We start from the raw sequence: 25,594 nt of genomic DNA on the forward strand, positions 1-25,594 counted from the left end.
GCGGATTTACAGCTCTGTCGCATCCTCGGCGGGTTCCAGGGGATCAAGCTCATACGCCTGATATTCCAGCAGCTCTTCCTGATAATCATCCATCTTGAATCCTTCCCATAACGTAACGTTGAAACCGATGCCTGATGGCGCTGGAATCAGCATAAAGCCGCTTTATGAACAAAACATGAAGCAAAAGCTTCATGAATTAAACGTAGCACAGCGCTGGGAAATTACTGCGTGCAGGTGTGGCAAGGGATTTCCACCCTTGCCACTGAGCATCAAGAGGCGGGAAGCGGCTGGATCGGCTCGGAGGGGGCCGGCAAGGCGCTGGAGGGTGGCGGTGTAATGGCTTGCGTCGACGACTCAGGCTCTGATAGTTGAGGCTCGCTGGGTGCGATGGGCGCGGGCTCCGCCGGCGGCGCGACCGGCTCCGAACTGGCCGGAGAAGTCTCGGCAGGCGCGGGCGTGGCCTCCTCCACCGGCGCGACTGGTGCTGGTGCCGGTTCGGGAGCCGATTCGGGAGCCGGCTCCGGCTCTGGAGCAAGAGCAGGTACAGGAATCGGTGCCGGCTCTGGTGCAGGAACAGGCATCGGTGTCGGCTCCGGAGTAGAAACCGGTGACAACGCCGCCGGCTCGACCTGGGGTTCCGGAACGCCAAGCTCAGCCTTGGGTTTTTCGGTTTCTTCCACGGGTTTCTTCGCCTCGGGAGGCAGGAACAACTCCACGAGGGCAAAGAAACGCTCATAGAACTTCGCCGACGACACGGTTTCGCTGGCGACCTTGACCATCGAATCATCGGACGAGCCGATCGGCATCGACACCGATCCCAGCACCCCCACGCCCAAGCTGGCGGAGTTGTTGGTTTTTTTCAGCGCATAACGGTCCTGCAAGGCGTTGGCAAACATGGTCGCACGGTGTCCGGGACCACTGTCTTGCGCACAGACCAGATTGAAGCTGATCTCCATATGGGTTTCGCCGGTCTGCTGAAAACTCTTGTGACCGCTGACCAGCTTCGGATCGCTACTGGTAATGATGTAGCCCTGGCTGAGCAATGCCCGGCGCCCGGCTTCGCAGGTCGCCGCATCATTCACTGAATAGGAACGCGAGAACGTACCGGAGTCATCGAAGTTTTCATGCTCGTAGATAGCTGTTTTCTTCGACGAGCAACCGGCTGCAGCGGCCAGCACCAGTGCCAGCCCGACGGTGCGCATAGGGAATGATTTGAACATTGAACATCCTGAGGAAAACGATCCGGGGCGTATTGTGCAACAGAACGCTGCCAGGCCGCGTGGCTAATCTTGTCTCAAACGGGTTACAAGTCTACTGGGGGTTATTTGCGGGAAAAAGACGCGAATTCGGTGGAGCGACGAAGATACTGCCCGATGCAACAAGCAGACACAAAAAACCCGGCCTTTCGGCCGGGTCGTTGTGGGGCAAACCATCAGAGCACTTAGAAGCGCTCGATGTCCGCCTCACTCTCCAACTGCTTGCGATAGGCAGCGAAGTCCTGCTGGCCGACACGAGAAGCGAGATAACGGCGGTATTGCGCCTTCTCCTCATCGCTCGGTGCCGCCGCTTCGTTCACGCCGTTCAAGCGCACGATGACCAGACTGCCATCGGGCAACGTCACACTGCTGAACGTCGGCTTGTCTTTCGATTCGGGTTTAGGCATCCGGAACAATGCCTGCAACACCGCCGGATCAATCCCTTCCTGGCTTCGAGTCGCCGCCTCGATGACCTTCCATTTCTGACCGTCGACAGGTTGATCCAGGGCCGTCTTGCCATCGCGCAAACCGGCAATCAACTCCTCGGCCCGGGTCTTGGCCGCCGCACTGGCATGTTCCTTCGCCAGTTGAGCGCGAATGGCCCCGTCCACGCTTTCCAGTGGCATTTGCTCGGGCTTGCGGTGCTCCTTGGCACGCAGCACCACCACGGTTTCCGGGTCCAGCTCGATGGCGGTGCTGTTTGCACCCTCATCCAGTACCTCCGGGCTGAACGCGGCGCTCACCACGGCGCGGTTGGCCGCGATCCCCTCCCCACCCTCACGGCCGAACGGCGCCGAAGTGTGGACGGTCAGTTTCAGGTCCTGAGCCGGCTGTGCCAGGTCGGAGGCTTCGAAAGAGGCATCCTCCAGTTGCTTGGTCGCCTCCACGAAACGCTGCTCAACCTGCTGGGTTTTCAGCTCGCGAACAAGCTTGTCCTTGAGGCTGGCAAACGTTGGCACTTCAGGCGCTTCGACTCCCAACAACTTGATCAGGTGAAAACCGAAATCGGTACGCACCGGTGCCGATACCTGATCCTTGCTCAACGCATACAGAGCCTTTTCGAACTCCGGATCGTAGACACCCGGACCGGCATAACCGAGATCGCCGCCGCTGTTCGCCGAACCTGGGTCCTGGGAGAACTCCTTGGCCAACGCCTCAAACGATTCGCCTTTGGCCAAACGAGCCTGAATCTCTTCGATCTTCGCCTTGGCCTGGGCTTCGGTGACCTTGTCGTTCACTTCGATCAGGATGTGCGCAGCACGACGCTGTTCGGACAGGTTCGCGATTTCTTTCTGATAGGCCGCTTGCAGGTCTTCATCCTTGACGCTGACCTGATCGAAGAAAGAAGCCTTCTTCAGCTCAAGGTAGTCGATGACCACCTGGTCGGGCGTCATGAATTCCTTGGCATGCTTATCGTAGTAAGCCTTGACCTCATCATCGGTCAGTTTGACCGTCGACGAGTCGGCCTGGATATTCAAGGTGGCGAAATCCCGGGTCTGTTTTTCCAGACGGGCGAAGGCCAACACCTGGGCGTCGGTGACAAAACCACTCCCCGCCAGACCTGCGCGCAACTGGCCGATCAGCATCTCCTGAGCCAGCATCTGACGAAATTGCATGCGGCTGTAACCCAGCTGGCGGATCACCTGATCGAAACGCTCGGCGCTGAATTTGCCATCGACCTGAAACTCAGGCGTTTGCAGGATCACTTGATCCAGCGCCGCTTCGGAGAAAGCGAATTTCGAATCTTGCGCGCCTTGCAGCAACAGCTTGCGATCGATCAGGCCTTTGAGCGCTGAGTCGCGCAGCATTTTTTCGTCCAGCAACGAAGCGTCGAAATCCTTGCCCAGCTGTTGCATGAGCTGGCGGCGTTGCATGTCGACCGCCTGGCTCAGCTCGTTCTGGCTGATCTCTTCGCCGTTGACCTTGGCTGCGTCATTACTGTTGGTGGTAGCTTGAAAAATGGCATCGAAACCGGTCAACGCCATCAATACGACGATGACCCCGATGATGGTTTTGGCAATCCAGCCTTGTGAATTGTCCCTGATATTCTGCAGCATGCGTCCCCCAGAAACGGTTGAACTTCAAATTTAGGCAACCGTGGAGCGTGGGTAGAATCCGGATAGAAGAAAGGCGCATCCGAGGATGCGCCTTCTCGTAACTGGCGGAGCGGACCGGACTCAAACCCGCGAGTCCTGGCGTGACACACCGGCTACAAACCGGCTGTATGACCGCTCCGCTGCCAAGCCAGGCATGACCCCGACCCGGATAAACTCGGTGAAACCTTAGTCGTTAACAGCTTCTTTCAATGCCTTGCCAGCTTTGAAACCAGGCTTTTTGGCAGCAGGGATTTCCAGCGTTTGGCCGGTCTGCGGGTTGCGGCCGGTACGCGCTGGGCGATCAGTCACGGAGAAGGTGCCGAAACCAACCAGAACTACGGAGTCGCCGGCCTTGAGAGCGCCAGTGACGGATTCGATTACAGCGTCCAGCGCACGGCCAGCAGCAGCTTTCGGGATATCAGCGGATGCAGCGATAGCATCAATCAGTTCCGACTTGTTCACTCTAAGTCCCCTTATATCTATTTGAGATGATTCTAAGTTTTTTTGGTGAAAGCAAAAACGAGTGCTGAATGGCCTACAGACACTTAAGAGCCGCTTTATAACAAGGGCTCTAAAAAACTGTCAAGGAAGCCCCCCAGGCAAATGCGTATTAATGCGTGCTAATTCTTTCCTTAGAGTCAGACTCTCGCTTGTCTTCCTTCGCGACTATCTCCGGAGCCACATCCGGCAAGGGCTCCGGCGCGTATTGCAGCGCAATTTGCAGGACCTCGTCAATCCATTTAACCGGTTTGATCTGAAGATCCTGCTTAATGTTGTCAGGAATCTCCTTCAAATCGCGGACATTCTCCTCGGGAATGATCACGATCTTGATCCCGCCACGGTGAGCCGCCAGCAGTTTTTCCTTCAGACCGCCGATGGCCAATACCTGGCCACGCAGGGTGATTTCACCCGTCATGGCGACGTCGGCGCGCACAGGAATGCCGGTCAGCGCGGATACCAGGGCCGTGCACATGCCTACGCCGGCGCTCGGGCCGTCCTTGGGCGTAGCCCCTTCAGGCATGTGGATATGGGTGTCGCGCTTCTCGTGGAAGTCCAGGGGGATGCCCAGGCTCCGGGCGCGGCTGCGCACGACCGTCAGCGCTGCGGTGATCGACTCGACCATCACATCGCCTAGCGAACCGGTCTTGATCAGTTGACCCTTGCCCGGTACTACGGCCGCTTCGATAGTCAGCAACTCGCCACCGACCTGAGTCCACGCAAGGCCAGTCACCTGACCAATCTGATCCTGCTGCTCGGCGAGGCCGTAGCGGAACTTGCGAACACCCAGGAAGTGCTCCAGCAGGTCCGAAGTAACCTTGACCGCGAAGCGTTTTTCCAGCGCATGCTCTTTGACCGCCTTGCGGCAGACCTTGGCAATTTGCCGCTCCAGACCACGCACACCCGCCTCGCGAGTGTAGTAGCGGATAATGTCGCGAATCGCTTCCTCGTCAAATTCCAGCTCGCCTTTTTTCAGGCCGTTGGCCTGGATCTGCTTGGGCGAAAGGTATTTGACGGCGATGTTGATCTTCTCGTCTTCGGTGTAGCCCGGCAGACGGATCACCTCCATCCGGTCCAGCAGTGCTGGCGGAATGTTCATGGAGTTGGAGGTGCAGAGGAACATCACGTCCGACAGGTCGTAGTCGACCTCCAGATAGTGATCGTTGAAATTGTGATTCTGCTCCGGATCGAGCACTTCGAGCAGCGCAGAAGCGGGATCGCCGCGCATATCGCTGCCCATCTTGTCGATTTCATCCAAAAGAAACAGCGGATTGCGCACGCCAACCTTAGTCATCTTTTGAATCAATCTTCCTGGCATCGACCCGATATAAGTGCGGCGATGCCCCCGAATTTCCGCTTCATCGCGCACGCCACCGAGGGCCATGCGCACGAATTTACGATTGGTCGCGTGGGCAATCGACTCTGCCAGCGATGTTTTACCGACCCCGGGAGGCCCCACCAGGCACAGTACCGGCCCGCGAATTTTCTTCACGCGTTTTTGCACGGCGAGGTATTCGAGGATACGTTCCTTGACCTCTTCCAGACCGTAATGGTCGGCATCGAGAATATCTTCGGCGCGGGCCAGGTCCAGACGGACCTTGCTTTGCGCCTTCCAAGGCACCTGAACCAGCCAGTCGATATAGGAGCGCACCACAGTGGCTTCGGCAGACATAGGCGACATTTGCTTGAGCTTGTTCAGCTCGGCCTGGGCCTTGGCAAGTGCATCCTTGGGCAGGCCCGCAGCATCGATGCGCTTTTTCAGCTCTTCGATTTCGTTGTGCCCTTCGTCACCATCGCCAAGTTCCTTCTGAATGGCCTTCATCTGCTCATTCAGGTAGTACTCGCGCTGGCTACGCTCCATCTGCTTCTTGACGCGACCACGAATGCGCTTCTCGACCTGCAGTAGGTCGATTTCGCCATCCAGCAGTGCCAGCACGTGTTCGACACGGGCAGACAAATCGATGATTTCGAGAATTTCCTGCTTCTGCTCGATCTTGAGGGCCATGTGGGCCGCCATCGTATCGACCAGCCGCCCAGGTTCGTCGATGCTGTTAAGCGACGACAGGACCTCAGCAGGCACCTTCTTGCCCAACTGCACGTATTGTTCGAACTGCGACAGAAGACTGCGGACAAACACCTCAGACTCACGCTCGGGCGCGTCCACTTCGTCGATCAGCGACACTTCGGCCCGGCAATGGCCGTCCACTTCGCTGAAACGCTCGACCGTGCCACGCTGCTCACCTTCGACCAGGACCTTGACGGTGCCGTCGGGCAGCTTGAGCAGCTGCAGAACTGTTGCAATTGTGCCTACGCGATAAAGTGCGTCTTCGCCGGGATCATCGTCAGCAGGATTTCTCTGCGCCAACAGAAGAATCTGCTTGTCACCCGTCATCGCAGCCTCGAGGGCTTCGATAGACTTCTCGCGCCCCACGAACAGCGGGATAACCATGTGCGGATAAACCACGACATCACGCAATGGCAGGAGAGGCAATTCGATGGTTGTTTTCATGATTTCGCCTCTACGGCGGCCACAAGGCCGGAAACAGATGGAAGTAAGCTTGAAACCAAGATGGGGGCAGCCTTGAAAAAAAACAAGCGCAAAGACACGTCTAAAACGCGCAAAAAGCAAAGGGGCCCGAAGGCCCCTTCTTTATTCCGGCACCGGGACGCTTAAGCGTCCGGCGCGGCCTTGGCAGCCGGCTCTTTGTTTTCGTAGATATACAAAGGCTTGGACTTACCTTCTATAACGCTTTCATCGATCACGACTTTACTCACCTCAGACTGCGAGGGGATCTCATACATCGTGTCGAGCAATACGCCTTCCAGAATCGAGCGCAACCCACGGGCACCGGTTTTACGCTCCAGGGCTCGTTTGGCAACCGATTTCAGCGCGTCGGAACGGAACTCCAGGTCTACACCTTCCATTTCGAACAGCTTGGCATATTGCTTGGTCAGGGCATTCTTCGGCTCGGTCAGAATCTGCATCAGTGCAGCTTCATCCAACTCGTCCAGTGTCGCCAGGACCGGCAAGCGACCCACGAATTCCGGGATCAGACCGAACTTGACCAAATCATCAGGTTCGACTTCACGCAGGGATTCACCGACCTTCTTACCCTCTTCCTTACTGCGCACTTCGGCGTTGAAACCAATGCCGCCACGGGTGGAACGGTTTTGAATAACCTTTTCCAGGCCGGAGAACGCGCCACCGCAGATGAACAGAATGTTACGCGTGTCGACCTGCAGGAACTCCTGCTGCGGATGCTTGCGACCACCCTGAGGCGGAACGGAAGCCACGGTACCTTCGATCAGCTTGAGCAAGGCCTGCTGCACGCCCTCGCCGGAAACATCCCGGGTGATGGACGGGTTGTCGGACTTGCGGGAAATCTTGTCGATTTCGTCGATGTAGACGATACCCATCTGGGCCTTTTCCACATCGTAATCGCACTTCTGCAGCAGTTTCTGAATGATGTTCTCGACATCCTCACCCACATAACCCGCCTCGGTAAGGGTGGTTGCGTCGGCGATGGTGAACGGAACGTTCAGCAAACGGGCCAGGGTTTCGGCAAGCAGGGTTTTACCCGAGCCTGTCGGGCCGATCAGCAGGATGTTGCTCTTGCCGAGCTCGACCTCGTCATTCTTTTTGTCACGTTGGTTCAGGCGCTTGTAGTGGTTGTACACCGCTACGGCCAGTACCTTTTTCGCGCGCTCCTGACCAATGACATATTGATCAAGGATGCCGCTGATTTCTTTAGGCGAAGGCAACTTATGCGCGCTGCTTTCGGCCTGGGCTTCCTGCACCTCCTCGCGGATGATGTCATTGCACAGGTCGACGCACTCGTCGCAAATGAAGACCGAGGGGCCGGCAATCAATTTGCGTACTTCATGCTGGCTTTTGCCACAGAAGGAGCAATAAAGCAGTTTGCCGTTGTCCTCGCCGTTGCGGGTGTCAGTCATTCGATCGATCCAAATCCGATAGGCTTGCAACACAAGATGAAGGCAATTGCGGGCTTTTTCAAGCCCGCAGGCGGCCGGTCATCCCAACCACCTGCATTTTGAGCGGCTTAGGCAGGCATTTGACGCTTGTTGATCACGGAGTCGATCAGGCCATATTCGGCCGCACGCTCAGCGCTCATGAAGTTGTCACGCTCGGTGTCACGCTCAATGGTTTCGAGGCTTTGGCCGGTGTGATGGGCCAGCAGCGAGTTCAGGCGCGAACGAATGTGGAGGATTTCCTTGGCATGGATGTCGATATCCGACGCCTGCCCCTGGAAACCACCCAACGGCTGGTGAATCATCATGCGCGAATTAGGCAGGCAGTGACGCTTGCCCGCTGCGCCACCGGCGAGCAGGAATGCGCCCATGCTGCAGGCCTGGCCGATGCAGATGGTGGAAACGTCAGGCTTGATGAACTGCATGGTGTCGTAGATCGACATGCCTGCTGTCACCGAGCCACCAGGTGAGTTGATGTACAGATGGATATCCTTGTCCGGGTTTTCCGCTTCAAGGAACAGCAGTTGCGCCGCAACCAGGTTGGCCATGTAGTCTTCAACGGGGCCGATCAGGAAGATGACGCGTTCCTTGAGCAGACGCGAGTAGATGTCATAGGCACGTTCGCCACGGGCAGACTGCTCGATAACCATCGGGACCAGGCCGCCTGCGGCTTGGATGTCAGAGCTCTGCTGATAAAAAGAATTGCGGGACATGTCTCGCAGTCACTCCCAAATAGTTATGTCTTGAATACGCATAAGCCAGCGCGAAGGCTGGCTTATGGGTGTGTATTTCTTACCGCAGAACGATCAATCGGCTTGTGGAGCTTCCACCGGCTTGACCGCTTCTTCGTAAGAGACCGCTTTATCGGTCACGCTAGCTTTCTGCAGAACAGTATCCACAACTTGTTCTTCCAGCACAACCGAACGGACTTCGTTCAGTTGCTGGTCGTTCTTGTAGTACCAGGACACGACTTGCTCAGGCTCCTGATAGGCCGAAGCCATTTCCTGGATCAGCTCGCGAACGCGGGCTTCGTCAGGCTTGAGTTCGAACTGCTTGACCACTTCAGCAACGATCAGGCCCAGCACAACGCGGCGCTTGGCTTGCTCTTCGAACAGCTCAGCGGGCAGTTGATCCGGCTTGATGTTGCCGCCGAACTGTTGAACAGCCTGTACACGCAGACGGTTCACTTCGTTGTCCAGCAGAGCCTTTGGCACTTCGATCGGGTTGGAGGCCAGCAGACCGTCCATGACCTGGTTCTTGACCTTGGACTTGATGGCCTGACGCAGCTCACGCTCCATGTTCTTGCGAACTTCGGCGCGGAAACCTTCCAGACCGGTTTCCTTGATGCCGAACTGGGCGAAGAACTCTTCGTTCAGCTCTGGCAGTTTCGGCTCGGAAACGCTGTTGACGGTCACGGTGAACTCGGCGGATTTACCAGCCAGGTCCAGGTTCTGATAGTCCTCAGGGAAGGTCAGGTTCAGAACGCGCTCTTCACCGGCCTTGGCGCCAACCAGGCCATCTTCGAAGCCAGGGATCATGCGGCCAGAGCCCAGCACCAGCTGAGTAGCCTTGGCGGAACCACCGGCGAACACTTCACCGTCGACCTTGCCGACGAAATCGATGTTCAGTTGATCTTCGTTCTGGGCAGCACGATCGGCCACTTCGAAACGGGTGTTCTGCTTGCGCAGGATGTCCAGCATCTTGTCCAGGTCGGCATCCGAAACATCGGCGCTCAGACGCTCGACGGAGATGGACTCGAAACCGGCAACCGTGAACTCAGGGAACACTTCGAACGTGGCGATGAACTCCAGGTCCTTGCCCTTTTCCAGCACTTTAGGCTCGACGGACGGAGCACCGGCCGGGTTCAGCTTCTGCTCGACGACCGCTTCGTAGAACGAAGACTGGATCACATCGCCCACGGCTTCCTGACGTGCGTCAGCTTCATAACGCTGACGGATCACGCTCATTGGCACTTTGCCTGGGCGGAAACCTGGGATTTTGGCCTTTTGGGCAGTCTGCTGCAGACGCTTGTTGACCTGAGTCTCGATGCGCTCAGCCGGCACGGTGATGCTCATGCGGCGCTCAAGAGCAGAAGTATTTTCAACAGAAACTTGCATGGATATTCCTCGTTGCACAGACGTTGGCCGGGCGTTTCCGACCCCAGAATCAAGGGCATGCATTCTAGTAGGTCAAACTCAAGAAGTCACCCTACTGAAAAAGGGCTGGAAACAGGCGCCGAATTTAGGAGCGGACATACGGTCATGCCTCGCCCGGATTGCAAATACAGTCGGTCGCTGCAAGGCTCTGGGTCAATGCTTCTATATATAGGAGCAGCAAACCCGCGCGCCCGGCATCCGGTCTCGCGAGGAGACCAACGGGCATGCCGCGCATCATCAGGAAACACAATCGTGACGACCCGAGCACCCCGCACAACCCTGAACCAGGGTCGGCGACAAAAAATCATGAATACAAAAACGGCGCAGCCCTCTTCAGGTACTGCGCCGTTCTCTGCTATTTAAATAGCGACTTGTATGGTGCGGACGGAGAGACTCGAACTCTCACACCTTGCGGCGCTGGAACCTAAATCCAGTGTGTCTACCAATTCCACCACATCCGCGTATCAAGCTTTTAAAGCAAAGGCGCCAGACTGTTAATCTGGCGCCTTTCTAGAATATGGGGTGGACGATGGGGATCGAACCCACGACAACGGGAGTCACAATCCCGTGCTCTACCAACTGAGCTACGCCCACCATATTGCCTTGTTGCCTTACTTGTGCCAAAGCTGCCTAATTGGCGCACCCGGCAGGACTCGAACCTGCGACCATCCGCTTAGAAGGCGGATGCTCTATCCAGCTGAGCTACGGGCGCCTTTTTAATCTGTATTCTTGGACGATTACAAACTAAGTGCTTTCAGTGTTACCGAGTTAAAACAACCAACTCTGCTCCACCTTCTTAACCAGTGCTAGGCTGTGCCCGACAAGTGCGACGAATGTTATAGACGGCCTGATAGGTCGTCAACTCTTTTTTAAAAAAAATTCATTTAATTAAAGGGGTTAGGGGAATTTGCAGACCAAGCGCCTTTGCCCTCACGCCTCGGCATGCGAGAATGCGTTCTCTTTTTTTCCCCTCTCGATGGTTAACCACGCGCAATGACTGCACAACTTATCGACGGCAAATCGATCGCCGCCAGCCTGCGCCAGCAGATCGCCCAACGAGTCACCGAGCGTCGCCAGCAAGGCCTGCGCACGCCCGGCCTGGCGGTGATCCTGGTCGGCAGCGATCCTGCCTCTCAGGTTTATGTCTCGCACAAGCGTAAAGACTGTGAAGAGGTCGGCTTCCTTTCCCAGGCCTACGACCTGCCTTCCGAAACCACTCAGCAAGCATTGACTGATCTGATTGATCGCCTGAACGACGACCCGAACATCGACGGCGTTCTGCTCCAACTGCCCCTGCCTGAACACCTCGACGCCTCCAAACTGCTGGAGCGTATCCGCCCGGACAAAGATGTCGACGGCTTCCATCCTTATAATGTCGGTCGCCTGGCCCAGCGTATCCCGCTGCTGCGCCCCTGCACCCCCAAAGGCATCATGACGTTGCTGGAAAGCACCGGCGTGGACCTGTACGGTCTCGATGCCGTGGTGGTTGGCGCGTCCAACATCGTTGGCCGTCCGATGGCCATGGAGTTGCTGCTGGCCGGCTGCACCGTCACCGTGACCCATCGCTTTACCAAGGACCTGGCTGGACACGTCGGCCGCGCCGACCTGGTGGTCGTTGCCGCCGGCAAGCCTGGTCTGGTGAAGGGCGAGTGGATCAAGGAAGGCGCCATCGTGATCGACGTGGGTATCAACCGCCAGGACGATGGCAAGCTGGTCGGCGACGTGATCTACGAAACCGCCCTGCCCCGTGCAGGCTGGATCACTCCAGTCCCTGGCGGCGTAGGTCCGATGACCCGTGCCTGTCTGCTGGAAAACACCTTGTATGCGGCGGAAACGCTGCATAGCTGATACGCCTTTTCAGCGCAGTTCCAATCCCTGTGGGAGCGAGCCTGCTCGCGATAGCTTTGTCTCAGCCTTCATCCATGCTGACTGACACACCGCTATCGCAAGCAGGGTCGCTCCCACAGGAGTTTTTGCGCCCTTCATTAAACTTTATTTAATCACAAGCCCCGGCGGTACAGGCATATGGCGCTGTCGTCGCCCATACTCATAAAATGCAGCGCTTTTTTAACAAGCCATTGCTGCACGGCACCTTCAACTCTATCGAGTCTACTCGCGTGAAAATCCGTCTTTCTATCCTCAGCCTGTTCATCGCTTTCACAGGTACCTTTATCACGCAGAATGTCGAGGCGCAGGAAACCATCGCCGCCCCGCGAGACACCTCAAAACTGCAAGTCGCCTCGGGCAGCGCGATACTGCTGGACTTGCAGACGAATAAAGTCGTTTATGCCAGCAATCCCGACGTAGTGGTGCCCATCGCTTCGGTGACCAAATTGATGACCGGTCTGATCGTGCTGGATGCCAAGCAGGATCTGAATGAATACATCTCCATGACCATCGCCAATACACCGGAGATGAAGGGGGTATTTTCCCGGGTCAAGCTCAACAGCGAACTGTCACGCCGGGACGTGTTGCTGATTGCCCTGATGTCGTCGGAGAACCGCGCCGCCGCCAGCCTCGCCCACCACTACCCGGGCGGGTACGCAGCGTTCATCGCGGCCATGAACGCCAAGGCAAAGGCGCTGGGCATGAGCAGCACCCACTATGTCGAGCCCACAGGCCTGTCGATTCACAACGTATCCACCGCCCGGGACCTGACCAAACTGCTGATCGCGGCACGCAAATATCCATTGCTGAGCGAACTGAGTACCACCAAGGAAAAGACCGTAACCTTCCGCAAACCGGTTTATAGCCTGGGCTTTCGCAATACCGACCACTTGGTCCATAAGGCTGGCTGGGACATCCAACTGACCAAGACCGGCTTCACCAATCAGGCCGGCCACTGCCTGGTACTGGTGACGAAAATGAGCAATCGACCGATGGCCCTGGTGGTGCTGGATGCGTTTGGGAAATACACCCACTTCGCCGATGCCAGCCGGATCCGTAGCTGGGTGGAAACCGGCAAAAGCGCCAGCGTCCCTGCCGCGGCCCTTCAATACAAGGCGGCCAAGAACCTCAAGAGCCGCCAAACCGGTGTAGTCGAAGCGTCGAATTAATTAACCAGGCAAACAAAGCCCCGATTCATCGGGGCTTTGTTTATTCAAGGTTTTAGATCACCCAACGGGTCATACGCTCTGGAACCGGGCTCTTCCTGCTCATCCTCTTCGGCCAGAGGCGCCTTGGCGGGGCCTATCGGATCGACTTGAGGATCGCCGAGATCCGGCGAATCGGGATCAAATCCCAAATCATCGCCTGAAGAATGTTCGGAAGAATGTGGCCCCGTAGGTGTTTTCGACTGCGCCATGCTTTTCTCCTCGCAAGCATGGGCCGGATATTCCGGCCCTGAGGTTAGGAGCCTCTGGCATGGCGGGTGGTGCCCGACAAGTGACGAACGGGGGTGAGATCAGTGTGCGCCGCTCAGGGCTTGAGTCGCCCGGGCCGCTGCCTGCTCCTGCCCTGCCCCGGCCAGTTCGCCCGCAGCTTTCAGCCAGCGCTGAGAGTCTACCTTGGCCGGGAGCTGCGTAGGTCGCTGGACCAATACCGCCCAGCCTCCAGCATCCTTGAGAGCCGACTCAAACCCACTGAAGCTCATCAGCAGCCGCCGGTTCATCCCTGATCGCAGCAAGACCGTCTGCTTTTGGCGGTCATAACCGACGAGAATGCCGTACCTGGGCCCAGACCAGAAAGCCGACCCCTCCGTATAGCGCACCAACACGGGATAACCTGCCGCGACTTGCTCCAACAGTGCCGGCAGTTCGCTGTCGAGGGGGTACACCACCAGCCCATATTCTCGCGCCAGGGTCTGCAGGTTCTGCTGCAAATGAGCCTCGCCTTCCGGCAGATGCAGAGGCTTCTCCAGCAGCCCTGGGGTGATTACCGTGCCTTGCAGCGTCAAGAGGCTGGCCAGCGACTGGGGGCCACCCTGGTACATTTCGCCACGAAAGAACGGCACGCTGTTGAGTTCCACCCGCTCGGGCAGGCGCTGAATCTGCGGCGACACACTGCCTGCGCAACCCGCCAGGGCCGCCAGGCAGGCCGTCACCAGTACCAGTGATCGAAAAGAGGAAATTACCGGAAACATTAGGACTCTCTTGTTAAGGCACCCGACATCGGGCCAGGCAAGGGCCGTCGATCATAAGGTGCAGACAGACGTGGGTATAGCCTTAAACAGCAGTCCCATCGCGGCGATAGAACGAAGCGGTCCGTCTGTCATCAATACCGATCGATTCCCTGCAACACTTTAGCGACTAGACTGTCCATTGTAACGAGTGCGTCGCCCTGAACTTGGGCAGAAGGAGGCACAGATGAGCCTGACCACAACAATCCTGATGCTGATATTCGGCTGGTTAAGCGTCGCCACAGCCATGCTGTGGGGCGTTTTGCGCATTGCACGCCGCCATCATCCTGCGCCACGACCAGCGCGGGCGGAAAAAGCACCAAAACCGGCCAGGCGCCACGCCGCCGCACACTGACCGTCCCGCCGCCCTTCAAAAATCCAAAAAAAAAGCCGCCCGGGCATGGACCCGGGCGGCTTTTGAGTGCCTGTAATCAGGCTTTGTCAGCCAACGCCCTTTGCTGACGACGACGCGACATCATGTTCAACACCTCGATCGCTGCCGAGAACGCCATAGCTGCGTAGATATAGCCCTTGGGCACATGAGCACCAAAGCCTTCGGCGATCAACGTCATGCCGATCATGATCAGGAAGCCCAGCGCCAACATGACCACTGTCGGGTTGTCGTTGATGAACTTGGCCAGCGGCTCGGCCGCCAGCAACATCACCAACACCGAGATCACGACGGCGATGATCATGATCGGCAGATGCTCGGTCATGCCCACGGCGGTAATGATGCTGTCGATGGAAAATACCAGGTCCAGCATCAGGATCTGACCGATCGCAGCGGCAAATCCGAGGGTCACGCCGGAGGTGGCGGATTTCGGATCATTCGGTGCCGGGTCCATGCTGTGGTGGATCTCGGTGGTGGCTTTCCACAGCAGGAACAGGCCGCCGGCGATCAGGATCATGTCCTTCCAGGAGAATGCCTGACCGAGGATTTCGATAACCGGCTCAGTCAACTGCACGATGAAAGCAATGGTACTCAACAAGCCCAGGCGCAGGATCAGCGCCATGCCAATGCCGATACGCCGCGCCTTGGCGCGGTGCTGTTCGGGCAGTTTATTGGTCAGGATCGAAATGAAGATCAGGTTATCGATGCCGAGCACGATTTCCATGACGACCAGAGTCGCCAGCGCGATCCATGCAGTGGGGCTGGCAGCGAGTTGTAAAAGATAATCCATGGGTCAGTCCTGACTCGATATGACGGGGTTAAATGGTTTGGGTGGAGGTTTCGGATTCTTCAGCCTCATCCGCCGGCTTCTTCTTGGGGCTGATCAACCCGCCAGTGGCCTCGCTGATCGCCTGTTCGGCAGCCTTATGGGTGTCATCGATTGCCTGCTTGGCCGTTTCCGCGGCTTGCCCCATCAACTGCTGGGCACTTTTTTCGGCCTGTTCACAGCCAACGAGGGCGATTGAAGACACTGCCAACAAGGCCGCCAAACCCAGGGTTTTGTACGTCATGGATAAATGCCTCTCAGGGTTAAACAGAGCACCAAAGGTGGCTCACCGATGGCCCGGCATTCTAGAGAGGTGAATACTTCAGGAAAATTCGTATTTTCAGCGGTTATACTTCGATTTTTACGATCGGTGTGCCTTATGCTCAATTACCGACAGTTGCATTACTTCTGGGTGGTGGCCAAGACCGGCAGCATTGTGCGGGCCTGCGAGCAACTGAACCTGACACCACAAACCATCAGCGGGCAGATCTCGCTGCTCGAGCAAACCTTTAACATCAAGTTGTTTCGCCGCGTCGGGCGACAGTTGGAACTGACCGAGGCTGGCCGCCAGACGCTGCCCTATGCCGAACACATGTTCCAGTTGGGTGGCGAACTGGAGCTTATGCTCCGGGCGCAACCCAATGAGCAGCAGACGCTGTTCCGGGTCGGGGTGGCGGACGTGGTGCCCAAGTCCATCGTCTATCGGCTGCTGGCGCCGACCATGGAGCTGAGTGAGCCGCTGCGCATCACTTGCCGCGAAGACAAACTCGAGCGGCTGTTGGCGGACCTGGCGATCCAGCGCCTGGACCTGGTGATTTCCGACAGCCCGATGCCGACCCACCTGGACATCAAGGGTTATAGCCAGAAGTTGGGAGAGTGCGGGATCAGCTTCTTTGCCACCGCTGCGCTGGCCGAGCGCTATGGGCAGGATTTCCCCCGCAGCCTGAATGACGCCCCGCTGCTGATTCCAGGTGCCGAAACCGTGGTACGCAGCCGCTTGCAACGCTGGTTCGCCGAGCAACAGATCCAGCCACGCATCGTCGGCGAATTCGACGACAGCGCGCTGATGCAGGCCTTCGGGCAATCAGGCAGCGGAATTTTCATCGGCCCGAGCGTGATCGCCGAAGAAGTTCAGCGTCAGTACGGCGTACAGGTGATCGGCCAGACCGATGCGGTCAGCGAGTCGTTCTATGCCATTTCCGTGGAGCGCAAGGTCAGCCATCCGGGCATCGTCGCCATCGCCGAAGGTGCCCGACGCGAGCTGTTCAGCGCTTAGGACTGCGCGCAGGCGGCACGGGGCTTGAAGGTCATCAGCAACAACGCCAGCAGGATCGATATGAGGATGAACCCGGACGCGGCAAAACCAACGCTGCCCAGGCCCAGGGTATCGATGACGCGCCCACCGACCATCGCCCCCAGGCCGATTCCCAGATTGGCCCCGGCGATGTTCAGCGATGCGGCAAAGGCTGGAGCCTCAGGCGCGGCCTTCATCAGTCGTACATGACTGACCAGGAACAGGGCCGCCTGGGTCACTCCCCAGATGCCCATCGCTGCCGCCAGCCCGACGGTCGAATGAATGCTCGGCACCAGCGCCACCATGCCGCCGATCAGGAACAGACAAAACACCATCGAGGCGATCAAAGGGTGTCGGTCCACCGCGCGGCCGCCCAGAGAGTTACCCACCAGCCCCACGGCCCCGAAGCCCATCAGGCACCAGCCCACCAGTGTGCCGTCGAACCCGGCCAGGCGCTCGAGGATATCGGCCAGGTAGGTGTACGCGGTGAACATGCCGCTGAACACCAGGATCGACAGCAGCACATGGCCCTGCATCAACGGGCTGCGCAATATCTTGAGTTGCGAGCGCAAACTGACCTGGTGCTGATGCAGATTGGTTTTGGGCAGGTAGACAAACAGCAGCAAGGCCTTGGCGAACGCAACGAACGCCAGGATGGCGAAGGCGCTGCGCCAGCCGAACGCATCAGAAATCAGCGTGCCTACTGGAATACCGAACACCGTGGCACAGACAATGCCGAACCCGATCCGGGCGATGGCCCGCCCGGCAAACTGCGGCCCGACAATGTCCACTGCCGTTTCACTGGCCAATGCCCAGAACACCGGTAGCCCCAAGGCTGGGATCAATCGGGCGACGGCCATTACGCCGATATTGGGGGCCAGCGCCGCCAGTGTGTTGGCCAGACCAAACATCACCAACACGCTGATAAACAGCTTGCGCCGCTCAAAGCGGGCGAACCAGGCGGTCAGGAACGGCCCGAATGCCGCCACGGTAAATGCAAACAGCGTGACCAGCAGCCCGGCCTGGGCAATCGTGACTTGCAGGTCGCGGGCAATGGATGGCAACAGGCCGACGATGATGAATTCGGTGGTCAGCACTGTAAAACCAGCCGCCGACAACAGAAAAACAGACAACATGCAGAACTCCAGCAAAACAACGACACCAGCGTCAGCCCAAAAGGGTCGCTGGCAGAGTAGAAAGGGGATTGGCCCAAAGCCTAACAGAATGCGCCCCTCAGACAAACGCGTGTGAACGCCCAAGCGACGGATCGTCACAGGTCCGTCAGGTTTTTCCGCGGGCTGTGATAAAGTCCGCGGCCTGCAAACGCTGTACTTTCTTTTCGGTCCCGCTCACGTGGCCTGCCCGCCTGTTGCCCTGAGGGGTCGACCGTTGCACACAAAAAAAATCAGAGATGCCGTTATGACTGCTTTGTCTCCTTCCGTTCTACACCGCCTCAAACGCACCGGCCTGGTGACGCAAATCGTCATCGGTCTGATCGCCGGCATCATCCTGGCGTGGCTGGCACCGGACCTTGCCAAGTCCACCGCTTTCATCGGTAAGGTCTTTGTGTCAGCGCTCAAGGCCGTGGCACCGATCCTGGTGTTCGTGCTGGTCATGGCGTCGATCGCCAACCACAAGCACGGTCAGGAAACCCATATCCGGCCCATTCTCTTCCTGTACCTGCTCGGCACTTTCGCCGCCGCAGTGGTCGCGGTGGTTGCCAGTACCCTGTTTCCGTCCAGCCTTGTCCTGGTGTCCCATGACGTCGCCGTCACCGCCCCCGGCGGCATCGGCGAAGTACTGCAGAGTTTGATGCTCAGCGTGGTGGACAATCCGGTCAGCGCCCTGATGAATGCCAACTTCATCGGCATTCTGGCCTGGGCCATCGGCATGGGCATTGCCATTCGCCATGCTGGCGAAACCACCCGTACCGTGCTCGGGGATCTGTCCAACGGCGTGACCGTGATCGTGCGCGTGGTCATCTGCTTCGCCCCGCTGGGGATCTTCGGCCTGGTGGCCTCGACCCTGGCAACCTCAGGCTTCAGCGCGTTGCTGGGCTACCTTCACCTGTTGACCGTGCTGATTGGCTGCATGCTGTTCGTGGCGCTGGTGATGAACCCGCTCATCGTGTTCTGGAAGCTGCGTCGCAACCCGTACCCACTGGTCTTTACCTGCCTGCGCGAGAGCGGCATTACCGCGTTCTTCACCCGCAGTTCGGCGGCGAATATCCCAGTGAACCTGGAACTGAGCAAACGCCTGGGCCTGCACGAAGACACCTATTCGGTATCGATCCCGCTGGGCGCGACCATCAACATGGCCGGCGCCGCCATTACCATCACCGTACTGACCCTGGCGGCGGTACATACCCTGGGTATCGTGGTGGACGTGCCGACCGCCGTGTTGCTGAGCGTCGTCGCGGCCATTTGTGCCTGCGGCGCGTCCGGCGTGGCCGGTGGTTCGCTGTTGCTGATTCCCCTGGCATGCAGCCTGTTCGGCATTCCCAGCGACATCGCCATGCAGGTGGTCGCCGTGGGCTTCATTATCGGCGTCCTGCAGGATTCGGCGGAGACTGCGCTCAATTCCTCTACCGATGTGCTGTTCACCGCGGCGGCTTGCTTGGGTGAGGAAGAGAAGCGCGAACGCGTGGCCTGACAGCGGCGCTGGAGGTATGACCGTCATCGCGAGCAGGCTCGCTCCCACAGGGTTTGTGGCAGATACAAATCCAATGCGGGAGCGAGCCTGCTCGCGATAGCGATGGCACAGCCACCGTGTAAACAGACCGCCAGCATGAAAAAGCCCGGGACGGCCCACACCGTCCCGGGCTTTTTCATGCTGGCGGGTTTAGAACGCGCCCATGTAGTCGCGTTTGCCCACTTCCACGCCATTGTGGCGCAGCAGCGCATAGGTGGTGGTGACGTGGAAGAAGAACTGCGGCAGACCATAGCTCAGCAGGTAGGTCTGGCCGGTGAAGCGTTTTTCCTTCGGCGTGCCCGGACGGGTGACGATTTCGATGCCTTCCTTGCCGTCGATCTGCTCGGGGCTGATGCCGTCGATGAACGCCAATACCTTGGTGATCAAGGCTTGCAGTTCGGCAAAGGTGGTTTCGCTGTCGTCATATTTCGGCACTTCAAGCTCGGCCAGACGCGCGGACACGCCTTTGGCGAAGTCCACCGCGATCTGCACCTGGCGTACCAGGGGGAACATGTCAGGGTACAGGCGGGCTTGCAGGAACGCGTTCGGGTCGATGTTTTTCGCAGTGGCGTGGGCTTCAGCCTTGTTCAGGACATCACTCAGGGCGTTGAGCATCTGCTTGAAAACCGGGATGGAAGCGGCGTACAGGGAAATAGTCATGGCGATCTCATGCAGGTGGCAGGAAAGGACAAATCAAACGGGTGCGATTATAGCCGCGCCTTGTTGCGCACCTTGTCTTTTATTGCGCAAGGATTAGGCTAGGCGGCTTCCACAGCATAGGGAACGCGCGATGAGTATCGAAGAACAAAGCCCGGCCGAAGAACCGCGGCTCAACAGCACGGAAATCCGCATTCTCGGCGCGCTGGTCGAAAAGCAGGCCACCAACCCCGAGACCTACCCGCTGACGCTCAACGCCCTGGTGCTGGCCTGCAACCAGAAGACCAGCCGTGAGCCGGTCATGAACCTCAATCCGGGCCAGGTCGGCCAGAGCCTGCGTGCCCTGGAAGGTCGCGGCTTTACCAAACTGGTGATGGGCAGCCGCGCCGACCGCTGGGAGCATCGGGTCGACAAGGCCCTGGAGTTGGTGCCGGCCCAAGTGATTCTGATGGGGTTGCTGTTCTTGCGCGGCCCGCAGACAGTCAATGAACTGCTGACCCGTAGCGGGCGGATGCACGATTTCGAAGACACCGAACAGGTGGTGCATCAGCTTGAACGGCTGATCGCCCGTGGCTTGGCGCTGTTGGTGCCGCGCCAGCCCGGCCAGCGGGAAGACCGTTACATGCACGCCATGGGCGACCCGGCGGATATCGAAGCGATCCTCGCCGCCCGCCAGCATCCCGTGGAGCGTGGTGCCGGCAGCGGCGTGTCGCTGGAGCGCATCGAAGAACTCGAAGCGCGGATCGCGGCGTTGGAAGAACGGCTGGCGCGACTGGAGTAATCAGGATCGAGCGAACGCCACGGCCTTCTTGAATTGTTCCGCGCTGGGCCGCACGCCTGTGTACAGGACAAACTGCTCCAGGGCCTGGATCGCAATCACTTCGAGCCCGGTGATGACCCGTTTGCCCTCAGCCTGGGCGCGCACGATCAGCGGCGTTTGCGACGGGATCGCCACCACATCGAACACCGTCTCGGCCGCTGCGATGGTCTCGGGCTCGAACGCCAGTTGATCGGCTTCCGGGCCACCGGTCATGCCGATCGGCGTGACGTTGATCAGCATCTGCGGCCGTCGCTGCCCCAGTTCAGCCTGCCACTCGTAACCCAGGGAGCCGGCCAAGGCTCGCCCGGCGGTTTCGTTGCGGGCCACGATCAAACCGTTTGAGTAACCACCGTCGCGCAAGGCGCTGGCCACGGCCTTGGCCATGCCGCCGCTACCGCGCAGAGCAAAGGTTGAATCCTTGGGCACCGCATGGGTTTGCAGCAATTGGGCGATCGCGATGTAGTCGGTGTTGTAGGCCTTTAAATGGCCATCGGTGTTGACGATGGTATTGATGGACTGGATCGCGGCGGCGGAAGGATCGAGTTCGTCGACCAGGGCGATGCAGTCTTCCTTGAACGGCATCGACACCCCGCACCCGCGGATGCCCAAGGCGCGGATGCCGCCTACAGCACCGGGCAAGTCCTGGCTGCTGAATGCCTTGTAGTAGAAATTCAGCCCCAGTTGCTCATACAGGTGATTGTGAAAGCGCAGGCCGAAGTTCCCAGGGCGCGCCGATAGTGACATGCACAGTTGAGTGTCTTTGTTGGGGTTGATCTGCATGCGTGACTCCTTGCAGTAAAGAAACCGCTACAGACCTTACACAATATTTACCCAACGGCACGGTAAATTCTGAAAAAATCGCTGTCAGAGCAAGTATCCCCGCGACCCTCATTCGGGTCTGTTGCAGACCACAGGCGCCGGGGCCAAAACGAGGAATCGTTATGAACCGTCAACTCCCCATCATCGCCCTGCTCATGGGGGCACTCGCGGTCACCGGCCAGGCATCCGCCCATGGTCGAGGTGGTTGGGAGGGGCCCGCCGTGTTTGGCGCAATCGTTGGTTCGGCCATCGTCGGCTCAGCGATCATCAACCGTGATCGTCCGGTCTACGTGCAGCAACCGGTGTACGTCCAGCCACAACCGGTTTATGTGCAGCAGCCGCCACCGGTCTACTACCAGCCACAGCCGGTCTACATCGAGCGCCCTGTCTACTATCGTCCGGCGCCGGTGTATTACGGGCCACCACGGGGCTATTACTACGGCCCACCGCGCGGTCATTACGGGCGCTGGTGATCAGTCTCTGAGGCAAAAAGAAAGGCCTGTGATCCTCGATCACAGGCCTTTCCTTATTAAGAGACATAAAGCCGAGCAAGCGCCGTCGTCACGAGGCTAGACGTGCTCGCTGCTTTTCAATCGTACCGGGCCATGCTCTACCGGTGCATGGGCTGCCTCCGCCACCACCGGAATCTCGTTACCATCGCAGTCGTGCAGCTTGCCGTCACTGAAGTAGTCGCCTTCACGCAGCGCCGCCAGGTCCTGATAACGCAACACCCGCTCGGTACCGGCGGCGAATACGGACTGTTGATCCGAGTTACCCCGGGTGAAGTGATTGAAGGCCAGGTTCAGCACGATTGCCATGATCGCCGAAGAGCTGATGCCCGAATGGAAGATCGTCGCGAACCAGCTCGGGAAATGATCGTAGAAATTCGGCGCGGCGATGGGAATCATGCCAAAACCGATAGAGGTGGCGACGATGATCAGGTTGACGTTGTTGCGGTAGTCGACTTTTGACAGCGTGCGGATGCCGCTGGCAGCCACGGTGCCGAACAGCACAATACCGGCACCGCCCAACACCGAAGTCGGCACCGCCGCGATCACTCGGCCCATGAACGGCAGCAGCCCGAGTACCACCAGAAATACCCCGCCAGTTGCCACCACGAAACGGCTCTTGATCCCCGTCACCGCCACCAGTCCGACATTCTGGGCAAAGGCGCTCTGGGTGAAAGAGCCAAAGATCGGCGCGATCATGCTCGACAGCATGTCGGCCCGCAAGCCGTTACCCAGCCGCCTGGAGTCGACTTTGGTATCGATGATCTCGCCCACCGCGAGGATATCGGCGGACGTTTCCACCAATGTCACCATGATCACGATGCACATCGACAGAATGGCCGCGACATGAAAAGTCGGCATGCCAAAGTGGAAAGGTGTGGGGAAACCGAACATCGGGCCTTGGCTGACGGATGAAAAGTCCGCCATACCCAGGAATACGGCGATGACCGTGCCAATGACCATTGCCAGCAGAATCGACAGCCGCGAGATCGTCGCGCTGCCCATTTTGCTCAGCAGCAGCACCAGAACCAGGGTGACGGCGGCCAAACCGATATTGGCCATGCTGCCGAAATCGGCGGCATGGCTATTGCCGCCCATTGCCCAGCGAGCAGCTACCGGCATCAAGGTCAGGCCAATGGTGGTGATGACGATGCCAGTGACCAGCGGCGGAAAGAACCGGGTGATTCGCGAGAACACCGGGGTAATCAGCAAGCCGATCAAGGACGCGGCGATCACCGCTCCGAGGATGGCCTGGAACCCCCCTTCTCCGCCGCTGCCGACGATCGCCACCATGGTCGCGACCCCGGAAAACGAAACGCCCTGCACGAGAGGCAACTGACAGCCGAAAAACGGCAGGCCAAGGGTTTGCAACAATGTTGCAAGCCCCCCCGCGAACAATGACGCCGCGATCAACAGGCCGATGTCCGCCGGTGACAAACCGGCGGCCTGACCGATGATCAGTGGCACAGCGACGATGCCACCGTACATGGTCAACACATGTTGCAGGCCGTAAGCCATATTCGCGCCGACGCCAAGGTTTTCGTCCTCGGGCCGTGGGAGTGAAACATGGGGCGTTTTCATGGTTCGGGAGTTCCCTGTTTTTTGTTATGCGCACACTGTATTCAAAACTCAGGACAAATGTCCATAGAGTTGTATACAACTTGTTGCGCACAGCCATCCTCTCCCGCGGATCCTTGCGCCTCCCCTGCTACCCCACTTCGTTACAGAAGCCCAACCACGGCGGGCCGTAAAAGCTCGCGTGGCGGTACGCGCAGACCAAACTCGTTTTCCAGCAGGTCGATCAGTTCGTCGGCGTCGGTGATTGTCCGGCGCTCGCTTTGCTCGCCTATCCGGTGCAAGGCATAGCTGTTTCCGTTCAGGGTCTTGCGCAATCCATCGCCAGTGCGAGCCACCATCAACCGGCCCATGAATGGCGACTCGGGGTGGTTGCTGACGTACCAATTGCCGACGGTGTAGTCGATGTCTTCCTGGCGCTGCAGATCGAACAGGTACATCGGCCGCCATTCGTCGGCCACGCAGGCACGCAGCAGATAGCCGTCCGGGTGAGCCTCGATGCGATAGGGTTCGTGGGGAGTGGCCTGGATGTCACGGCTGTCCAGCAGCAGCGGCGCAGTAGGCACCATGCCGCCGAAGCCGACATCGGTGGTGTAACGCACGCCGTCAAGCGTCACCAGGCTGAGGCGGTGGGTGCGGGCGGGCCAGGCACCCTCGGGGGCATTCATCACCACCCGTCCGGTGATGCCTCGGGCTTCGAAGCCCAGTTCCAACAGCAGCGCCAGGAACAATTGATTGAGCTCATAGCAGTAGCCGCCGCGGCCTTGTTCGAAGACTTTTCGCTCCACTGATTCGAGGTCGATGGGGACGGGTTGGCCCAGCAGCGTCGAAAGGGTTTCAAAGGGGAACTCGGCGGTGTGGCGTCGTTGAAGCAGGCGCAAGGTGTCGAGGGTCGGGGCTGGCGGTGTGTCGAAGCCCAGGCGTTGCAGATAACGGCCCGAATCGTTCAGTCGGGTTTGGCTCATGAGGATGTCCTTTCCTGTCCAGTGCAGGGCTTACAAAAAGTCCGCTGCTGGGGTGCAGATATAAGGCATTCGCCTTTGCGAGACAATAACCGACCGCAGACCTCGCTCCCTCACCGACGTTTTCGCGAAGCGAGCCGGATCCAGGTCGGAGCATGGTCGCTGGGATGCGGTTGATTCCTGACCCATGCGTCCACGCCCGCCTCGCTCAGGTAAGGACTGGCCGCCGGGTTGAGCAGCAGGTGATCGATGCGCAGCCCGGAGTTCTTTTGCCAGTGCTGACGGAAATAATCCCAGAAGGTGTATACCCGCTCGTCCGGGTACAGATGGCGCAACGAATCGGTCCAACCCTGGTCGAGCAACCTTTGGTAACACTCGCGGCTTTCGGGTTGCAGCAGGGCATCCTTGAGCCAGGAACGCGGGTTGTAGATGTCCAGGTCGGTGGGCACCACGTTGTAATCACCCGCCAGCACCACCGGATGATCGCTGGCCTGCAGCCCCTGGGCATAAGCGATCAGCCGTTCGAACCAGGCCAGTTTGTAATCGAATTTGGGCCCAGGTTGCGGGTTGCCGTTAGGCAGATAAAGACAACCCACCAGCACGCCATGCACCGCAGCCTCCAGGTAACGACTGTGGCGGTCATCGTCACCACCGGGCAAACCACGGCGGCTCTCCAGCGGTTGCGCATCACGGGCCAGGATCGCAACGCCATTCCAGGACGCCTGGCCGTGCCAGAGCGATCCGTAACCGACCGATTCCAGCTGCGCTGTGGGGAAATCCTTGTCCGCTGCCTTGAGTTCCTGCAAGCAGACAATGTCGGGTTTCTCCCGCTCCAGCCACTCCAGCAGATTGGGCAGTCGGGCCCGGATGCCGTTGATATTGAAGGTCGCTATGCGCAGGTTTTTCATCGGGCCAGGGCTCCAGATCCAGGACACTA

25 protein-coding genes and 3 tRNA genes are annotated in these 25,594 nt (G+C 58.6%); 7 read left to right on the plus strand and 21 right to left on the minus strand.

Annotated elements, in window-relative coordinates:
- Positions 1-6: 6 nt before the first annotated feature.
- The 11 genes from T3A99_RS06870 to T3A99_RS06920 form a co-directional block, all read right to left on the minus strand.
- Positions 7-153 carry a hypothetical protein gene (locus T3A99_RS06870; protein WP_171061343.1) on the minus strand — a complete coding sequence of 49 codons (147 nt, stop codon included), beginning with the start codon at positions 151-153 and terminating at the stop codon, positions 7-9.
- A 116-nt stretch (positions 154-269) separates the two neighbouring features.
- Complete coding sequence (locus tag T3A99_RS06875) at positions 270-1,220, minus strand: DUF2242 domain-containing protein (RefSeq protein WP_047228494.1); 951 nt, start codon at positions 1,218-1,220, stop codon at positions 270-272.
- A 221-nt stretch (positions 1,221-1,441) separates the two neighbouring features.
- Entirely contained in the window at positions 1,442-3,313 is a 1,872-nt protein-coding gene (locus T3A99_RS06880) for a SurA N-terminal domain-containing protein (RefSeq protein WP_076383968.1), read from the minus strand.
- Between the two features lie 225 nt (positions 3,314-3,538).
- Positions 3,539-3,814 carry an HU family DNA-binding protein gene (locus T3A99_RS06885; protein ID WP_047228496.1) on the minus strand — a complete coding sequence of 92 codons (276 nt, stop codon included), beginning with the start codon at positions 3,812-3,814 and terminating at the stop codon, positions 3,539-3,541.
- 148 nt (positions 3,815-3,962) lie between these two features.
- Positions 3,963-6,359: an endopeptidase La gene (gene lon, locus T3A99_RS06890; protein WP_076383967.1), complete on the minus strand. Its 2,397-nt coding sequence runs from the start codon at positions 6,357-6,359 to the stop codon at positions 3,963-3,965.
- Positions 6,360-6,520: 161 nt separating this feature from the next.
- Entirely contained in the window at positions 6,521-7,804 is a 1,284-nt protein-coding gene (gene clpX / locus T3A99_RS06895; RefSeq protein ID WP_047228498.1) for an ATP-dependent Clp protease ATP-binding subunit ClpX, read from the minus strand.
- A 107-nt stretch (positions 7,805-7,911) separates the two neighbouring features.
- On the minus strand, positions 7,912-8,553 hold the full coding sequence (clpP, locus tag T3A99_RS06900; RefSeq protein ID WP_003183177.1) for an ATP-dependent Clp endopeptidase proteolytic subunit ClpP: 642 nt from the start codon (positions 8,551-8,553) through the stop codon (positions 7,912-7,914).
- Positions 8,554-8,646: 93 nt separating this feature from the next.
- Positions 8,647-9,957, minus strand: coding sequence for a trigger factor (tig, locus tag T3A99_RS06905; protein WP_047228499.1), 1,311 nt, complete (start codon positions 9,955-9,957; stop codon positions 8,647-8,649).
- Positions 9,958-10,372: 415 nt separating this feature from the next.
- Positions 10,373-10,457, minus strand: a tRNA-Leu gene (locus T3A99_RS06910).
- Positions 10,458-10,514: 57 nt separating this feature from the next.
- Positions 10,515-10,590, minus strand: a tRNA-His gene (locus T3A99_RS06915).
- A 41-nt stretch (positions 10,591-10,631) separates the two neighbouring features.
- Positions 10,632-10,708 (minus strand) — tRNA-Arg (locus T3A99_RS06920).
- 281 nt (positions 10,709-10,989) lie between these two features.
- Between T3A99_RS06920 and folD the strand changes: the two genes are divergently transcribed.
- Both folD and pbpG read left to right on the plus strand, forming a co-directional pair.
- Positions 10,990-11,844, plus strand: a complete 855-nt coding sequence (folD, locus tag T3A99_RS06925) for a bifunctional methylenetetrahydrofolate dehydrogenase/methenyltetrahydrofolate cyclohydrolase FolD (RefSeq protein WP_274090726.1) — start codon at positions 10,990-10,992, stop codon at positions 11,842-11,844.
- Between the two features lie 269 nt (positions 11,845-12,113).
- The gene (gene pbpG / locus T3A99_RS06930; protein WP_047228565.1) at positions 12,114-13,052 is read left to right on the plus strand and encodes a D-alanyl-D-alanine endopeptidase; all 939 of its coding nucleotides are present in this window, start codon (positions 12,114-12,116) and stop codon (positions 13,050-13,052) included.
- Between the two features lie 44 nt (positions 13,053-13,096).
- Here pbpG and T3A99_RS06935 read toward each other — a convergent pair whose 3' ends face one another.
- Both T3A99_RS06935 and T3A99_RS06940 read right to left on the minus strand, forming a co-directional pair.
- Positions 13,097-13,300 carry a DUF6021 family protein gene (locus T3A99_RS06935; protein ID WP_322834156.1) on the minus strand — a complete coding sequence of 68 codons (204 nt, stop codon included), beginning with the start codon at positions 13,298-13,300 and terminating at the stop codon, positions 13,097-13,099.
- Between the two features lie 99 nt (positions 13,301-13,399).
- Positions 13,400-14,077 carry a peptidase C39 family protein gene (locus T3A99_RS06940; protein WP_047228501.1) on the minus strand — a complete coding sequence of 226 codons (678 nt, stop codon included), beginning with the start codon at positions 14,075-14,077 and terminating at the stop codon, positions 13,400-13,402.
- Positions 14,078-14,300: 223 nt separating this feature from the next.
- On the opposite strand from T3A99_RS06940, the gene T3A99_RS06945 reads away from it, so the two are divergent.
- Positions 14,301-14,468 carry a hypothetical protein gene (locus tag T3A99_RS06945; protein ID WP_171061342.1) on the plus strand — a complete coding sequence of 56 codons (168 nt, stop codon included), beginning with the start codon at positions 14,301-14,303 and terminating at the stop codon, positions 14,466-14,468.
- Positions 14,469-14,544: 76 nt separating this feature from the next.
- On the opposite strand, the gene T3A99_RS06950 is transcribed toward T3A99_RS06945, so the two are convergent.
- Both T3A99_RS06950 and T3A99_RS06955 read right to left on the minus strand, forming a co-directional pair.
- Positions 14,545-15,294 carry a TerC family protein gene (locus T3A99_RS06950; protein ID WP_047228502.1) on the minus strand — a complete coding sequence of 250 codons (750 nt, stop codon included), beginning with the start codon at positions 15,292-15,294 and terminating at the stop codon, positions 14,545-14,547.
- A gap of 28 nt (positions 15,295-15,322) precedes the next feature.
- Positions 15,323-15,574 carry a hypothetical protein gene (locus T3A99_RS06955; protein ID WP_107322275.1) on the minus strand — a complete coding sequence of 84 codons (252 nt, stop codon included), beginning with the start codon at positions 15,572-15,574 and terminating at the stop codon, positions 15,323-15,325.
- Between the two features lie 135 nt (positions 15,575-15,709).
- Between T3A99_RS06955 and nhaR the strand changes: the two genes are divergently transcribed.
- Positions 15,710-16,606 (plus strand): transcriptional activator NhaR, encoded by an 897-nt coding sequence (gene nhaR, locus T3A99_RS06960; protein WP_076383964.1) that lies wholly within the window; start codon positions 15,710-15,712, stop codon positions 16,604-16,606.
- Here the strand turns inward: nhaR and T3A99_RS06965 are convergent.
- Positions 16,603-17,760 (minus strand): MFS transporter, encoded by a 1,158-nt coding sequence (locus tag T3A99_RS06965; protein WP_047228505.1) that lies wholly within the window; start codon positions 17,758-17,760, stop codon positions 16,603-16,605. The two genes, nhaR and T3A99_RS06965, sit on opposite strands and share 4 nt — an antisense overlap.
- 283 nt (positions 17,761-18,043) lie before the next feature.
- Here T3A99_RS06965 and sstT point away from each other — a divergent pair, with 283 nt between their 5' ends.
- Positions 18,044-19,276, plus strand: a complete 1,233-nt coding sequence (gene sstT / locus T3A99_RS06970; RefSeq protein ID WP_047228506.1) for a serine/threonine transporter SstT — start codon at positions 18,044-18,046, stop codon at positions 19,274-19,276.
- Positions 19,277-19,465: 189 nt separating this feature from the next.
- Here sstT and T3A99_RS06975 read toward each other — a convergent pair whose 3' ends face one another.
- Positions 19,466-19,975, minus strand: a complete 510-nt coding sequence (locus T3A99_RS06975; protein ID WP_107322273.1) for a DUF1993 domain-containing protein — start codon at positions 19,973-19,975, stop codon at positions 19,466-19,468.
- Between the two features lie 130 nt (positions 19,976-20,105).
- Here T3A99_RS06975 and T3A99_RS06980 point away from each other — a divergent pair, with 130 nt between their 5' ends.
- Complete coding sequence (locus T3A99_RS06980) at positions 20,106-20,753, plus strand: YceH family protein (RefSeq protein ID WP_047228508.1); 648 nt, start codon at positions 20,106-20,108, stop codon at positions 20,751-20,753.
- Here T3A99_RS06980 and T3A99_RS06985 read toward each other — a convergent pair whose 3' ends face one another.
- Positions 20,754-21,572, minus strand: a complete 819-nt coding sequence (locus T3A99_RS06985) for a shikimate 5-dehydrogenase (protein WP_107322272.1) — start codon at positions 21,570-21,572, stop codon at positions 20,754-20,756.
- Positions 21,573-21,733: 161 nt separating this feature from the next.
- Between T3A99_RS06985 and T3A99_RS06990 the strand changes: the two genes are divergently transcribed.
- On the plus strand, positions 21,734-22,084 hold the full coding sequence (locus tag T3A99_RS06990; protein ID WP_047228510.1) for a hypothetical protein: 351 nt from the start codon (positions 21,734-21,736) through the stop codon (positions 22,082-22,084).
- A 96-nt stretch (positions 22,085-22,180) separates the two neighbouring features.
- On the opposite strand, the gene T3A99_RS06995 is transcribed toward T3A99_RS06990, so the two are convergent.
- The 3 genes from T3A99_RS06995 to xth all read right to left on the minus strand — a co-directional run bounded on the left by T3A99_RS06995 (position 22,181) and on the right by xth (position 25,565).
- A complete protein-coding gene (locus tag T3A99_RS06995; protein WP_092400548.1) occupies positions 22,181-23,701 on the minus strand; it encodes a nucleobase:cation symporter-2 family protein in 1,521 nt (506 codons plus the stop codon).
- 140 nt (positions 23,702-23,841) lie between these two features.
- The gene (locus T3A99_RS07000) at positions 23,842-24,660 is read right to left on the minus strand and encodes an arylamine N-acetyltransferase family protein (RefSeq protein ID WP_107322271.1); all 819 of its coding nucleotides are present in this window, start codon (positions 24,658-24,660) and stop codon (positions 23,842-23,844) included.
- Positions 24,661-24,770: 110 nt separating this feature from the next.
- On the minus strand, positions 24,771-25,565 hold the full coding sequence (xth, locus tag T3A99_RS07005; protein ID WP_047228513.1) for an exodeoxyribonuclease III: 795 nt from the start codon (positions 25,563-25,565) through the stop codon (positions 24,771-24,773).
- Positions 25,566-25,594: the final 29 nt, after the last annotated feature.

The sequence above is a fragment of the Pseudomonas sp. N-137 genome (assembly GCF_034555295.1).
In the GTDB taxonomy this organism is placed as follows: domain Bacteria; phylum Pseudomonadota; class Gammaproteobacteria; order Pseudomonadales; family Pseudomonadaceae; genus Aquipseudomonas; species Aquipseudomonas rhizophila.